This is a genomic window from Bacteroides caecigallinarum (assembly GCF_021530995.1).
Classification (GTDB): Bacteria; Bacteroidota; Bacteroidia; order Bacteroidales; family Bacteroidaceae; genus Phocaeicola; species Phocaeicola faecigallinarum.
The window spans coordinates 42,356-56,802 of record NZ_JADYTF010000006.1; the positions used below are offsets into that span (position 1 = coordinate 42,356).

Genomic DNA, 14,447 nt, shown 5'->3' on the forward strand with positions numbered 1-14,447 from the left:
ATATTGTGTAATAGTAATAAATAAGTTCTTATAATGAAATAATATTTTGAATTTTAAGAATAAAAAAATACTATCTTTTAATAAAAGACTGAACTTAAATGTATTTTTGCAACTAGAGAAAACAAAAAACATTTTTATCCTATGATGATTTATATATCCTGTGCAAAAACAATGACAGCACGCAGTAAAAAGCAGATACCTTTTACTACTATTCCTAGATTTTATAATGAAGCTGCATGTAATATAAGATGTTTATCACAATTCAATAGCAGCGAGATAGCCAAAATGTTGAGGGTAAATTCAAAACTGGCAGCAGAGAACTATTTCAGATTTCAGAATTTTTTTTCTGAAGACAATATAGGATTGCCTGCCATTTTGTCTTATACCGGTATGGTCTTCAAACATCTTTCCGTAAATGATTTTTCTGAAGATGATTTTAAGTATGCCCAGGATCATTTGTTGATTACTTCATTTCTTTATGGTTTATTACGTCCGTTAGATATTATAAAGAATTATCGTCTTGAGGGAGATGTAAAATTGCCGGAAAGGAGTGGTGTTAATATGTTTGATTTTTGGAAACCGATATTGACAGATTTTTTTATCGATGAAATAAAGAATCAAGGTGGTATTCTAGTAAATCTTGCCAGCAATGAGATGAAAGATCTTTTTGATTGGAAGCGAGTATGCAGCGAAGTTAAGGTTGTAACTCCGGATTTTCAAGTATATAAAAACGGCAAGTTATCGACAGTTGTAATATATGCCAAAATGTGTCGTGGTGAGATGACCCGCTTTCTTCTGAAAAAACGAATAGAGGATCCTGAACAGATTAAATCGTTTGAATGGGAAGGATTCTGTTATAATGAGCAGGAGAGTACTGATGACCATTTGGTGTTTACAATGGGGTGATTGTTTCTTTAAATGGTATTTAATTATTTATTTTACATTATCTACTAATTTGTTGCGATACAAATATGGTACAATTATTCCATTAAAAAGCCAATAAACAAACAAACAAAAAGTAAAGAAAAATAAAAAAGGTGTGAAACCGCTTGAGTTTCACACCTTTATTTATGATAATTAATATTAATCTGTCTATAGTTTACTTAACTTCCTCGAAATCAGCGTCCTGGACGTCGCTCTTGTCATTAGCGCCACCATTGTTTGTCTGACCTGCGTTAGGACCTGCCTGAGCACCGCCCTGTGCGCCTGACTGAGCATACATTTCAGCGCTTGCTGCCTGGAAAGCTGACTGGAGTTCTGCGCTTGCAGCGTCAATACCAGCCAAATCCTGTGCCTTGTGAGCGTCTTTCAGTTTCTGAAGAGCAGCTTCGATAGGAGCTTTCTTGTCTGCCGGAAGCTTGTCGCCAAGATCTTTCAACTGATTTTCTGTAGAGAAGATCAAGCTGTCAGCCTGGTTCAATTTGTCGATACGTTCTTTTTCTTTCTTGTCTGCTTCTGCATTTGCTTCAGCTTCAGCCTTCATGCGGTCGATTTCTTCCTTGCTCAAACCAGATGAAGCTTCGATACGGATAGCCTGTTCCTTACCTGTAGCCTTATCCTTAGCAGATACTTTCAATATACCGTTAGCGTCGATATCGAATGTTACTTCAATCTGAGGAACACCACGACGAGCAGGAGCGATACCTGTCAAGTTGAACTGACCGATTGATTTGTTCTGTGCTGCCATAGGACGTTCACCCTGAAGTACGTGGATTGTAACTTCTGTCTGGTTGTCGGCTGCTGTGGAGAACACTTCGCTCTTCTTGCAAGGGATAGTAGTGTTGGCGTCGATAAGTTTTGTCATCACTCCACCCATTGTTTCGATACCCATTGACAATGGAGTTACGTCAAGAAGAACAACACCCTTGATTTCGTCTGTCAATACGGCACCCTGAACTGCTGCACCTACTGCAACTACTTCGTCTGGATTAACACCCTTAGAAGGAACTTTACCGAAGAAGTCTTCTACAAGTTTCTGAACTGCTGGGATACGTGAAGAACCACCTACAAGGATAACCTCGTCGATATCTGAGTTGCTCAAACCTGCATCGCTCATAGCTTTCTTACATGGTTCAAGACAAGCCTGAATCAAGTTGTGTGCCAACTGTTCGAACTTAGAACGAGTCAAAGTCTTAACCAAGTGCTTTGGAACACCTGCTACTGGCATGATGTAAGGCAAGTTGATTTCTGTAGAAGTAGAAGATGACAATTCGATTTTTGCCTTTTCTGCCGCTTCTTTCAGACGCTGCATTGCCATTGGGTCCTGAGTCAAGTCAGCACCTTCGTCGTTCTTGAATTCCTGAACCAACCAATCGATGATTACCTGGTCGAAGTCATCACCACCAAGGTGAGTATCACCGTTTGTAGAAAGTACTTCGAACACACCGCCACCGAATTCAAGGATTGAGATATCGAATGTACCACCACCAAGGTCGAACACTGCAACCTTCATGTCCTTGTTTGATTTGTCAACACCGTATGCAAGTGCTGCTGCTGTCGGTTCGTTTACGATACGTTTTACATCAAGACCTGCAATCTGGCCGGCTTCTTTTGTAGCCTGACGCTGTGAGTCTGAGAAGTATGCCGGAACTGTGATGACAGCTTCTGTAACTTCCTGTCCAAGGTAGTCTTCTGCAGTCTTCTTCATTTTCTGAAGAATCATAGCTGAGATTTCCTGTGGAGTGTAAAGACGTCCGTCGATGTCAACACGTGGAGTGTTGTTTTCGCCACGAACTACTTTATATGGAACACGTTCAACTTCTTTTGATACCTGATCGTAAGTTTCACCCATGAAACGTTTGATTGAGTAAACTGTACGAGTTGGGTTTGTGATAGCCTGACGTTTTGCAGGGTCACCGATCTTACGTTCGCCGCCGTCAACGAAACCTACTACTGATGGAGTAGTACGTTTACCTTCGCTGTTAGCGATTACAACTGGTTCGTTACCTTCGAACACTGCTACACATGAGTTTGTTGTACCTAAGTCAATACCAATAATCTTTCCCATAATTTTATCTGTTTTTTATTATTATCTAATTAAGTTATTTCTGTAACTTTTGCGTTACGCTGTACTATAAACAAATCGTGTGCCACGGCATAAAAATGTTTTGGCGCGGACAAAAACTGACATTTTGGCTGAAAGAGCTGTTCACCATACTGACAAATCTTTATTTTTGTCACGATTCTTTTCAGGTAAGTTAATCTGTACATCATTTTTATATAAGGGAAAGATTGTCTTGTACTGATATTAATTGTTTTTTTTCGCCATATTATCTATAAATGTAATCTGTGTTTTTATAAATACAAGTTATATTTATAAATACTCAATCTATATTTATATATATATAATCTGTGTTTATAGAAAAAATCAGCACGAAAACATCTTTTTATGGGGAAGAACGAGCTATTGTTTCGGTAGAAACAAAAAATGGAGCCACTGTGGTAACTATGCCACCGTGGCTCCATATACTATATAATAATGTATAATGTCAGATTATTTCTATACCTTTCTGTTTGCAGAGTTCCAAACCTATATCTTTCAGCTTGAATTTCTGAATCTTTCCGCTTCCTGTCAGAGGGAAACCATCTACGAAGAAGATATATTTCGGTATTTTGTATCTTGCAATCTTGCCCTGACAGAATTCGCGAACGTCGAATTCGTTCATTTCGCATCCTTCGTGCAGGATGATGAATGCGCCTACTGCCTCGCCATACTTCTTCGACGGTATTCCAGCTACCTGCACGTCCTTTATGCCGGGCATCTGATAGAGGAATTCTTCGATTTCGCGCGGATAGATATTCTCACCTCCACGGATAATCATATCTTTGATACGCCCTGTTATGCGGTAGTTGCCGTTTTCGTCTTTCACACCAAGGTCGCCAGAATGAAGGAAACCATTCTTGTCGATGACTTCAGCTGTAGCTTCAGGGTTCTTGTAGTAACCCTGCATGGTATTATATCCGCGGTTACACATTTCTCCCTGAACACCTACAGGACATTCTTCGCCTGTTTCCGGGTCAAGAACTTTCACTTCGGTGAATTCGAAATCACGTCCTACTGTTGTACAGCGCACTTCAAACGGGTCGTCTATGCGAGTGTGTGTCATACCCGGCGATGCTTCTGTCAGACCGTAAACGCTGGTGACGCGCATGAACATCTTTTCCTCAACCTGACGCATCAGTTCCACAGGACATAGAGAGCCTGCCATGATACCGGTACGCAGACTGCTGAGGTCGAACATATCGAACATAGGGTGGTGGAGTTCGGCGATGAACATTGTCGGTACACCGTATAGTGCCGTACAGCGTTCTTTATGCACTGATGCAAGGACGAGCAGCGGGTCGAAGCGTTCCAGCATTACTTGTGTACATCCGTGGGTGAGGCAGTTCATTGTGGCAAGCACTACACCAAAACAGTGAAACAGCGGTACGCACACACACAGTTTGTCGTCTGATGTAAACTTCATGTGTTCGCCTGTCAGGAAGCCGTTGTTTGTGATGTTATAATGGCTCAACATAACTCCTTTCGGGAAACCTGTTGTTCCAGAGGTGTATTGCATATTCACGGTGTCGTGACAGTTTACCTGCTTTTTCGCGTTTTCAAGAACCTCATCATCTATGTTGTTTCCCAGAAGAAGAATTTCCGGAGTGTTATACATTCCTCTGAATTTCTCCTGACCGATGTAAACTACATTACGCATGCATGGGAAACGTTTGCTCTTCATATGTCCGCGGCTGAATGTTTTCAGTTCAGGGAGCATATTGTATGTCATCTGGACGAAATCGCTGTCTTTCTCTCCGTTTACGATACATAGTGTGTGCATGTCAGAGTTCTGGCACAGATATTCAAGCTCTGCCTGTTTGTAGTTGGTGTTTACTGTGACTGCCACAGCACCAATCTTGGCACATGCATACAGGAATGTCAGCCAGTCCGGTACATTTCCTGCCCATATACCTACGTGAGTTCCTTTTTTCACTCCGATGGCGAGCAGACCTTTAGCCATATTGTCCACGCGCTTGTTGAACTGGCTCCATGTGAAGCGCAGGTTGCGGTCGGAATAGACTATATATTCTTTGTCGGGGGTGACTTCGGCCCAATGTTCGAGCCAGTCGCCAAGTGTTCTTTCTGATAACTGTAACATGGTTTCCGGCTTTTGATTAGATTGGTGTATAGATTACTGCAAGAATACGTGCCGCCTGGCCTTCGTAGGCATGAACGTGATGAGGCACGATAGAGTCGTAATAAATTGTGTCGCCTTCTTCAAGAACGTAAGTGTTCTTTCCGTATGTGATTTCCACCATACCTTTCAGCACCATAATGAATTCTTCTCCCTCATGAGCCGACTGGTTGAACACCGTTTCCTTATTCTCATCGATATCAATGATGAAAGGTTCCATGTGGCGGTCAGTCTTGCTGCGCGAAAGTGAGTGATAGTGCATGTGCTGTCGTGCGTCTGTAGCATTGTTTGAGAAGCTGATAGTGTCGTCGGCTTCCCCTCTGCGGCATACTACAGGACCGGATTCGCTATTCTGATCGTCAAGGAAAGTACCCAGGCGTACTCCCAATGCACGTGCTATTTTGATAAGCGGTGCGAGTGATGGAATATCAATGTTTTCTTCAATGCGTGTGATTTGGTCTGTTGTCAAACCTGTGCTTTCAGCCAATTCTTCTATACTGATTTCTTTGATGTCTCTTAGCGATTTGATTTTTTCGCCGATGATATTTGTGTAATCCATGGTAAAAAAGTTTTGATTTATATGTTTGTAAGCGCAAATATAATCAAAATTTTATAACTCAATTGGTTTTTCTTACTTTTTGTAGCCAGAATATGTTGGATATGATTATTTTGGCACTGAAAGTATGCCGTTTTTCTGGTGAATGATTTCTTCTGCAAGTAGATATGACAATACTTTCGTAACATTCTCCCTGTCGTATGATTCCAGATTTTCCATAAGTGCGGATGTTGTCATATCCTTTTCTTTAAGAGTTTCTTCAATGACTCTCGATATCTCGTCGAACACTCCCTGCTTGATACCTGATGAATGTGACGAAAGGCATACGTCGCACTGTCCGCAGTTATGTTCGTTTTTTTCTCCAAAATACAGCAAGAGCATACGGCTTCGGCATTTGTCATCTGATTCTGCATATTCCGTCATTGCCTCAATGCGGCGGATGAAGCTTTCCTTTCTGTCTTCATACACTTCTTTGGTGAATATCAGTCGGTCAGCTTCCTGCCTTTCACGCGTATATATAATATAAGGAGTCTTTTTGCCCGGTATGTAGTGAAGAATGTGTCGGCGGGTGAGTGAGATCAGTGTGTCATACACCTGCTGGCATGTCATGCCGGTACGCATGGATAGAGTCTCTTCGTTTATATAGGCGTATTCGGTGAATACTCCTGTGTATGAACGGAGTATGATGTTTATCAGTTTTTCGGTTTCGGGGCTTGTCTCATGTATGCGGTAAAGCTCCTCTTTCGTTAGAGTGAACATAAGGCGTGAATTGTTGTCCTGCTCGTCAGTGTATTCCAGATACCCCGCACGGGTAAGTATTTTCAGGGCACTATCTACCTGGATAGGGAAGTGCTTGAAGTTGCGACAGAACTCATCGATATTGAACTCTCTTGTGCAACCCAGTCCGTCGCCCATTGCCATCTGATAGTAGTAGTTCAGATGCTCATAAACTGTGCGGATATAGTCTTTCTCGGGGAATGTGTCTGATATTCTTTTCTTCAGTGTGGCTTTGTCGCTTCTGGCATAAAGCAATACAGCATACGCTTTTTCACCGTCACGTCCTCCACGTCCGGCTTCCTGGAAATATGCCTCCGGAGAGTCCGGTATGTCTACGTGTACCACTAGTCTTACATCCGGCTTGTCAATACCCATACCGAACGCATTGGTGGCAACCATCACTCGAGTTTCTCCTTTCACCCACGATTTCTGTCGCTGGTCTTTCGTTTCATTATTGAGTCCTGCATGATAGAATGTAGCCGTTATACCTTTCTCGTTCAGCAACTGGGCATATTCTTTTGTGCGCTTGCGGTTGTGGGCATATACTATGGCTGAACCCTGAACGTGCTTTAGGATATGAAGAAGCTCCTCCTGCTTGCTTTCTGTTCTGCGGACAATGTATGCAAGATTCTTGCGCTCGAAACTCATGCGGAACACATTCTCTTCCTTGAAGGCAAGACGTTGCTGTATGTCATTAACCACTTCGGGAGTGGCTGTGGCTGTCAGTGCCAGAACTGGAACGTCCGGCAGCAGGTTTCTTATTTCTGAAATCTTGAGATATGCAGGGCGGAAATCGTAGCCCCACTGCGATATACAGTGTGATTCGTCAACAGTTATCATGCTGACTTTCATGCTGCGGAGCTTGATGCGGAATATCTCCGTGTCAAGTCTTTCAGGCGATATATAAAGAAATTTGTAATTGCCGAAAATACAGTTCTCAAGTGCTATGATAATCTCCTCGCGAGTCATGCCGGAATATATGGCAACGGCTTTGATTCCGCGGTCACGGAGGTTTCTCACCTGGTCTTTCATCAAGGCTATCAGTGGAGTTATGACAATGCACAGTCCGTCTTTTGCCATGGCAGGAACCTGGAAAGTAATGGATTTTCCGCCTCCCGTAGGCATCAGTCCAAGTGTGTCGCGTCCGCTTCCTATGCTTCGGATAATATCCTCCTGTATTCCGCGGAAATTGTCATATCCCCAATAGTCCTTAAGTATTTTACGGTATTCGTCTGTCATTTAAAATCCGCTAGGCTTAATGTCTTCTATCTGTAACTGAATATCACCGCGCTTGTGTGAGTTTTCTTCTATCGTATAGCAGATGTTGAACGATTGCTTCGTCTTGATATATCGCACCTGCGAGCTTTGTCCGAAAGCAATTCCGTTCATCACATTGTTCGATTTGTTATCTACAAGTTCCATCTTGATGTGTTCCTGTTCGCGTCCTACAACCTTGCTTGTACCGTAATCGTACACATTCAGTGTGGCGAATACCGGTTTATGGTTTTCCGGTCCGAACGGGTTGAACTTCTTCAGGTCGAAGAAGAATTTCGGAGTGATGTCGCGGAAATCAAGCTGTGCGTCAATATCTATTGTCGCGCTTGTCTGCTCCGGCAGAATATGGTTTGTCACATATTCCTCAAATCGTCTTGTGAATTCTTCCACATTTTCCACCTTCATCGACAGTCCGGCAGCGTATGTATGTCCGCCGAAGTTCTCAAGCAGGTCTCGGCAATGCTCTATCGCACTATAAACATCGAATCCGGAGACCGAACGTGCCGAGCCTGTGGCAAGTCCTTCGGTACGTGTGAGTACCACAGCAGGGCGATAGTAAATTTCTGTAAGTCTTGAAGCTACAATACCTATCACACCTTTGTGCCATTCCTCATTGTAAATTACTATACTTCTTCTTTCTGAGAGGTTTTCAAGAGAATCGACAATCTTGTTAGCCTCTTCTGTCATAGTCTTGTCCAGGTCCTTGCGCTGTTCGTTGTAACTGTTGATGAGATTACCTTTTTCGTGCGCCTGTTTATAGTCCTTCTCTATGAGCAGGTCAACAGCCTCTTTACCTTTCTGGATTCTTCCCGAAGCGTTTATTCTCGGACCAATCTTGAACACGATGTCACTCATGTTTATTTCCTTTTCGGTAAGTCCGCATACATCGATTATAGCTTTCAGTCCCATGCATGGGTTTGCGTTCAGCTGTCTTAGTCCGTGGTACGCCAGGATTCTGTTTTCGCCCATGATAGGAACTATGTCCGAAGCTATGCTTACTGCCACCAGGTCAAGCAATGGGGTGAGTTGGTGAAACTCTATTCCATTGTTCATGGCAAAAGCTTGCATGAACTTAAAGCCCACACCGCATCCTGAAAGGTGTTCGTATGGGTAGGTTGAATCTGCTCTTTTGGGATTAAGTATAGCGGCCGCATCCGGCAGAACATCGTCCGGCACATGATGGTCGCAGATAATGAAGTCTATTCCTTTCTCTTTTGCGTAAGCGATTTCCTCCACAGCCTTTATTCCGCAGTCGAGAACAATCACAAGTTTTACTCCTGTTTCGTAGGCATAATCCACTCCCTTGGTTGTTACTCCATATCCCTCGTTGTATCTGTCTGGGATATAATAGTCTATGTTAGAGTAGAATTGCTGAAGAAACTTATACACCAATGCCACGGCAGTAGTGCCGTCAACATCGTAGTCGCCATATATAAGGATGCGCTCTTTCCTGCCCATTGCCGTGTTGAGCCTTTTCACAGCCGCCTCCATGTCGTTCATCAGGAACGGGTCATGCAGGTCATGCAGTTGCGGTCGGAAAAACTTCTTTACCGCGTCAGCTGTTTTTATGCCCCTCTGTCGCAACAAGTGGCAGAGAATAGGGCTAATCCCTATTTCCTTGGCCAAAGCTCTTGCTTCTTCTCTTTGCTCTAGAGTAGGAGGTTGATAATTCCATTTGTATCTCATTATATTATTTTTTTTCTTTTTTCCTGAGTATGATGGGGTGGAACATAATGTTCCTGTATTTTTGTGTGGCATTACTTGGTATGCCTGTTCAATTCAATTTGTAAAGTTAGGAAAAAGAAAGAATAAAAATGCCGGTTTAGTATAAAAATTAACTAAACCGGCATCATATTATTTGTAATCAGTCTATATTACGATTATTTCAGGCCTAATTTCTTGGCAATTTTTGAAGGGATTGCATCTTTGTGTACAAGGATGTTCATAGTTTTGTAAGCAACGAATGCTTTTGAAGCATACCATATACCTTTGTATTTTCCAGCTTCACCCCAAGAGTTCTTTACCATGAAGTATTCTTTTCCGTTCTGGTCTTTAGCCAAACCGTAGATAAGCATACCGTGGTCGTCAGTAGTTTCCCAGTTGTCGAAAGCTGTCTGACGCATTTCCTGTGTTACATTTACTTCAGGAAGAGGTTTGCTTGTAAGTTCCTTACGCTTGTCAGCAGCGCTCAGACCCAACCAGTGAGCCATGTCTGAACCTGTAAGTTCTGCACCCTTAGATGCATCAGGGAATACGGCGATACCGTCACGAGTGAATCCCTGTTCGCTTACGTCAGAGCCCCATGCGAATGTATATCCTTTTCTTACAGCGTTATCCATAACTTCCATCAACTCTTCGATAGGCAGGTTGTATGAAAGAGCGTTACGCCAGTTATCCTGTACTTCTACATTGAACTGAGTATAGAAAGGATGATGAGTATAAGAAGTCAAAGAGATATAATCGTCCATGTTCAGTTTCAGAACTTCATCAGCAAATGTTCTTGGAGTATAAGTCTTGCCGTTGTAAGTAAATTCTTTCGGACATTCACCAAGGTATGTATCATATATAGAACGTAGTCCGTCTTTCCATACCGGAGTAAGTTTTGAGAATTTTCCTTTACCGATAGCCTGAACATATGCTCCTGCTACTGCGTCAAGTTCGTTGTGTACTGGGAGTGAGTCGCCGTACATGATACCAGGCATAGCATCCTGTGGCACAAGACCATGCTGTCTGTAGCATGCTACGATATCTTCAAAGCTACCACCAGGAGAGAATGAAGCATCGCCGTGATAACGCACATAGTTCACAGCGCGTTCTTCCATAGTATGGTGTACGATGAACATTTCTGAAAGATCGAATTCTCCTTTACCCTGACGAAGCAATTCTGATTCGAAGAATGCTACAGATGAGAACGACCAGCAAGTGCTCGAACGGTTCTGGTTCTTGATAGATGTAATAGGGTTTTCCTTGATTGTTGTAAACACAAAGCCTTCTTCAGCTTTTTTGTCTTCTTTCGCTTCCTGAGCGTTGATGCTGCTGAAACAAAGTCCAAGTGCAGCCAGTGTGATAAATTTGTTCATGCTATTTTGAGTTTTTAAGTATTTAATCCTTCATTATCTCCTCTACGTCTTCCACTCTGATAGGAATACGTTTTTCTCCTGTAAATCTTGAGCCTTCAGGAGTAATAAGTATATCGTCTTCAAGACGAATACCGCCAAAATTTTTATATTTATCTATAATGTCGTAGTTTAGGAAGTCTGTATGCATTCCTTCTGCTCTCCATTTGTCAATCAGTGCCGGAATGAAATAGCATCCAGGTTCGTCTGTCATGACAAATCCCGGTTGCAGACGGCGTCCCATACGCAAGGATGCCAGTCCGAACTGATCCGAAGGACGAACTTCATCATCATATCCCACGTAGATTTGTCCAAGGTCCTCCATGTCGTGAACATCAAGCCCCATCATGTGTCCCAGTCCGTGAGGCATGAACAGAGCGTGTGCTCCTGCTGCGACGGCTTCGTTTACATCTCCCTTCATCAGTCCAAGGTCTTTAAGCCCCTGAGCCAGAACCTTGCAGACATCAATATGTACAGATTTATATGTTATTCCCGGTTTTGCCAGTTCAAGTGCCTTCTGGTGGCAAGAGTAAACAATATTGTAGATGTCTTTCTGACGTTGAGTGAATTTTCCTCCAACAGGAACTGTACGTGTGTGGTCGGAACAATAGTTGTTTATATTCTCCGCCCCGGCATCTGTAAGCATCAGTCTTCCTTCCTGCAGTATGTGGCTGTGGTCGTGGTTATGCAGTGTCTGTCCGTTCTGAGTGAGGATAGTAGCGAATGAAGTCATGCTGCCGTATGAAGCGGCGATACCTTCCAGAATACCTGCAATATATTGTTCCGATACTCCAGGCTTACACAGGCGCATGGCTGTGGTGTGCATTTCGTAACCGATGTTGCATGCCTTGTCTATTTCATCGATTTCGCATTGCTCTTTTACCGCTCTTAATGATACAACAGCTTTAATCAACTCTACAGAAGCATGTTTTTTTACCATAGATGCCTTTATGCCTGTCAGATCTTCCAAAAGCATCATGTTGTCATAACGGTATGGAGGCAGAAAATGAACTTTTCTACGCTGAGACAGAGCTTTTCCGATTACATCCTTCAGCTTGTCGAATGGGAAACTTTTGCTCACACCGACTCTTTCAGCCAGTTCTTTTATGCTTGGTTGAGGTCCCATCCAGATTATGTCGTCCATATCGACATCATTTCCGAAGAAATATTCTTCGTCATTGTCTATGTCAATAACTCCGGCATATCCAGGGTGAGAATGTCCGAAAAAATATAGGAACGAACTGTCCTGTCTGAATTTGTATGTATTGTCAGGATAGTTTGCCGGAGCCTCATTATTCCCAAGAATAAGAATAAGACCGTTGCTCATTCTTTCCCTCAAGGCTTGGCGTCTTTTTTGATATGTTAAGGTTTCAAACATAACAGTAATATTATACAGTAATTTATAGAATATGATATTTATGTTGCAAAAGTAAGAAAAAAATGTCTTATTTTCTATCTGAATGTATTTAAAAAACATATATTTGCATTTGGCGTGTCTGTTTTAAAAGAAATATGTTATGAAAGTAGATTTTAGTAAAATGGGCTTAGTGCTTGAAGGTGGTGGCATGCGTGGTGTATTTACCTGTGGCGTGCTTGATTTTATGATGGATAACAATATCGAATTCCCTTATGCGGTAGGAGTGTCTGCCGGTGCTTGCAACGGACTTTCGTATATGTCGCATCAGCGAGGTCGTGCCAAATACAGTAATATAGATATGCTTGAAAAGTATAACTATATAAGCTTTAAATATCTTTTTCATCAGCGTAGTATTTTAGACCAGAAACTTCTGTACGAACTTTTTCCAGAAGAAATCCTTCCGTATGATTATGATGCATATATGAAGAACCCCAACCGTTTCGAGATGGTTACTACTAATTGTGTGACAGGAAGGGCCTGCTATCTAGAGGAGAAGCATGACAAGGAACGCCTGTTGCGTATAGCCAAGGCTTCAAGCAGTTTGCCGTACGTTTGTCCGATAGTCTATGTGGATGGACGTCCTATGCTTGATGGCGGTATTATAGATTCCATTCCGGTATTGAGGGCCATAGAGCAGGGGTATGAAAAGAATGTTGTAGTCCTGACCCGTAATCGTGGGTATAGGAAGACTGAGAGAGACATAAAGGTACCTCATTTTATATATACCAGATATCCTCGTCTGCGAGTTCTTTTGAGTAATCGTTGCCGTGTTTATAACGAACAGTTGGAGATGATAGAAAGAATGGAAGATGAGGGAAAGATTATAGCAATCCGTCCTGAAAAGAAAGTTGTGGTAAACAGAATAGAGAAGGATATAAAGAAACTGACGGAACTTTATGAAGAAGGTTATTTTTGCGCTGAAAAGGTGTTGAAGCCTTTGATGCAGGATTAGGGACAAGGAATGAGTGTTTGAATAGAAAGTGTTTAAGCAGTGTTTAAATAGAATTTAAATATTGCCTAATTATGTTGTTTGCTAATTTTTAAGATTTAAAACAAGTGATGAGAAATATTTTGATGTTGCTTTTTTTGTTGGTTTCGGTGGAAACCTATTCTATTAATTCTGAATTGGAACAATTGTTGTTAAGGCTTGATTCAGTATTGGCATGTAGTGATAAATACGTGGTGGATAAAGAGGCCAGAATTGAGGAATTGAGGAAAAGGAAATCTTCAGCTCTAAAACCAGAAGAAAGATTGTGGCTTAACAAGATGTTCTACGATGAGTTTTATGTTTACAATGTGGATTCAGCAATGGTCTATGTAACTGATAACATCAGTATTTCCCGACAACTTGGAAGAAAAGAATGGGAGCAGGAATGGCTTCTTAATAAAGTTTTTTTGCTAGGGTGTCCAGTTCTACGTTCCTAAAAACGTAGTACAAAACGCCCTCGTTATTGTTAATACAATGCTCTTAAATTCAATGCTTTAATAAGCAAAATTGCTCTTTGAAAGTTTGTGTATTTCATTGATTTTTAGTATCTTAGTTGAATAATTTAGAACTAAAAGCAATGAAAAAAGTAGATTCAAAATCCCATAAAGAAACCCTGGAAGAAGAGGTTAAACGTCTTCGTAAAGAAAATGCCAAACTCAAATCTCAGAAAGCAGCCAAAGAGGCTAAGCTTAAGGAGACAAGGAAGGAACTTAAAAAAAAAGGTTCATCCGACATTTCGCGTGATAGTTTATTAAAGAAGAAAACCGCTGCACAAATTGTATATTTGAATAAGCACAAGCAAACGTACAATTATGAACAGCAGTTTTCTATATCATGCGTGGGGTCTATACACCCACCAATGTACTCGTGAGGAATACAAAGATAACACAATAATCTTGCATATCGAATCCAAAGAGCGTGAAAAAGTGTGTCCGAAGTGCGGGCATCGCCAATTGGTCAAGAACGGTTTTCGCATCCGTGACTTTATAGGACTTCCGATAGGCGGTAAAAAGGTGATAATCCGTATGAAAGTCCAACGCTATAGGTGCAAGAACAAGGATTGTGATTATGACCGTCAGGAGAGCATACCCTTTGCCACGGGTAGTTGCGGCTACACCCACCGTTTCGCGAAATATGTAGT

The 14,447-nt window shown here is 41.9% G+C and carries 12 protein-coding genes; 5 read left to right on the top strand and 7 right to left on the bottom strand.

Annotated features, from left to right (window positions below; translation table 11 throughout):
- The first annotated feature begins 141 nt into the window (after nt 1-141).
- Nucleotides 142-906, top strand: coding sequence for a peroxide stress protein YaaA (gene yaaA, locus I6E24_RS01880; protein WP_235325801.1), 765 nt, complete (start codon nt 142-144; stop codon nt 904-906).
- A gap of 193 nt (nt 907-1,099) precedes the next feature.
- On the opposite strand, the gene dnaK is transcribed toward yaaA, so the two are convergent.
- The 7 genes from dnaK to I6E24_RS01915 all read right to left on the bottom strand — a co-directional run bounded on the left by dnaK (nt 1,100) and on the right by I6E24_RS01915 (nt 12,279).
- Nucleotides 1,100-3,007 carry a molecular chaperone DnaK gene (gene dnaK / locus I6E24_RS01885; protein WP_235325803.1) on the bottom strand — a complete coding sequence of 636 codons (1,908 nt, stop codon included), beginning with the start codon at nt 3,005-3,007 and terminating at the stop codon, nt 1,100-1,102.
- 481 nt (nt 3,008-3,488) lie between these two features.
- Nucleotides 3,489-5,141 carry an AMP-binding protein gene (locus I6E24_RS01890; RefSeq protein WP_235325805.1) on the bottom strand — a complete coding sequence of 551 codons (1,653 nt, stop codon included), beginning with the start codon at nt 5,139-5,141 and terminating at the stop codon, nt 3,489-3,491.
- A 16-nt stretch (nt 5,142-5,157) separates the two neighbouring features.
- Nucleotides 5,158-5,736: a helix-turn-helix domain-containing protein gene (locus I6E24_RS01895; RefSeq protein ID WP_235325807.1), complete on the bottom strand. Its 579-nt coding sequence runs from the start codon at nt 5,734-5,736 to the stop codon at nt 5,158-5,160.
- 105 nt (nt 5,737-5,841) lie between these two features.
- On the bottom strand, nt 5,842-7,749 hold the full coding sequence (locus tag I6E24_RS01900; RefSeq protein ID WP_235325809.1) for a RecQ family ATP-dependent DNA helicase: 1,908 nt from the start codon (nt 7,747-7,749) through the stop codon (nt 5,842-5,844).
- The gene (gene recJ / locus I6E24_RS01905) at nt 7,750-9,471 is read right to left on the bottom strand and encodes a single-stranded-DNA-specific exonuclease RecJ (RefSeq protein ID WP_235325811.1); all 1,722 of its coding nucleotides are present in this window, start codon (nt 9,469-9,471) and stop codon (nt 7,750-7,752) included.
- A 194-nt stretch (nt 9,472-9,665) separates the two neighbouring features.
- Nucleotides 9,666-10,865: a C1 family peptidase gene (locus I6E24_RS01910; RefSeq protein WP_235325813.1), complete on the bottom strand. Its 1,200-nt coding sequence runs from the start codon at nt 10,863-10,865 to the stop codon at nt 9,666-9,668.
- 22 nt (nt 10,866-10,887) lie between these two features.
- The gene (locus I6E24_RS01915; RefSeq protein WP_235325815.1) at nt 10,888-12,279 is read right to left on the bottom strand and encodes an aminopeptidase P family protein; all 1,392 of its coding nucleotides are present in this window, start codon (nt 12,277-12,279) and stop codon (nt 10,888-10,890) included.
- Nucleotides 12,280-12,418: 139 nt separating this feature from the next.
- On the opposite strand from I6E24_RS01915, the gene I6E24_RS01920 reads away from it, so the two are divergent.
- From I6E24_RS01920 to I6E24_RS01935, 4 genes are all read left to right on the top strand, one after another.
- A complete protein-coding gene (locus I6E24_RS01920; protein ID WP_235325817.1) occupies nt 12,419-13,270 on the top strand; it encodes a patatin-like phospholipase family protein in 852 nt (283 codons plus the stop codon).
- A 104-nt stretch (nt 13,271-13,374) separates the two neighbouring features.
- Nucleotides 13,375-13,743 (top strand): hypothetical protein, encoded by a 369-nt coding sequence (locus tag I6E24_RS01925; RefSeq protein WP_235325819.1) that lies wholly within the window; start codon nt 13,375-13,377, stop codon nt 13,741-13,743.
- Between the two features lie 140 nt (nt 13,744-13,883).
- A complete protein-coding gene (locus I6E24_RS01930; RefSeq protein WP_235325821.1) occupies nt 13,884-14,177 on the top strand; it encodes a hypothetical protein in 294 nt (97 codons plus the stop codon).
- Nucleotides 14,119-14,447, top strand: a 329-nt coding sequence (locus I6E24_RS01935; protein WP_235325822.1) for a transposase family protein, incomplete at its 3' end; no start/stop codon positions are given. The genes I6E24_RS01930 and I6E24_RS01935, both read left to right, overlap by 59 nt.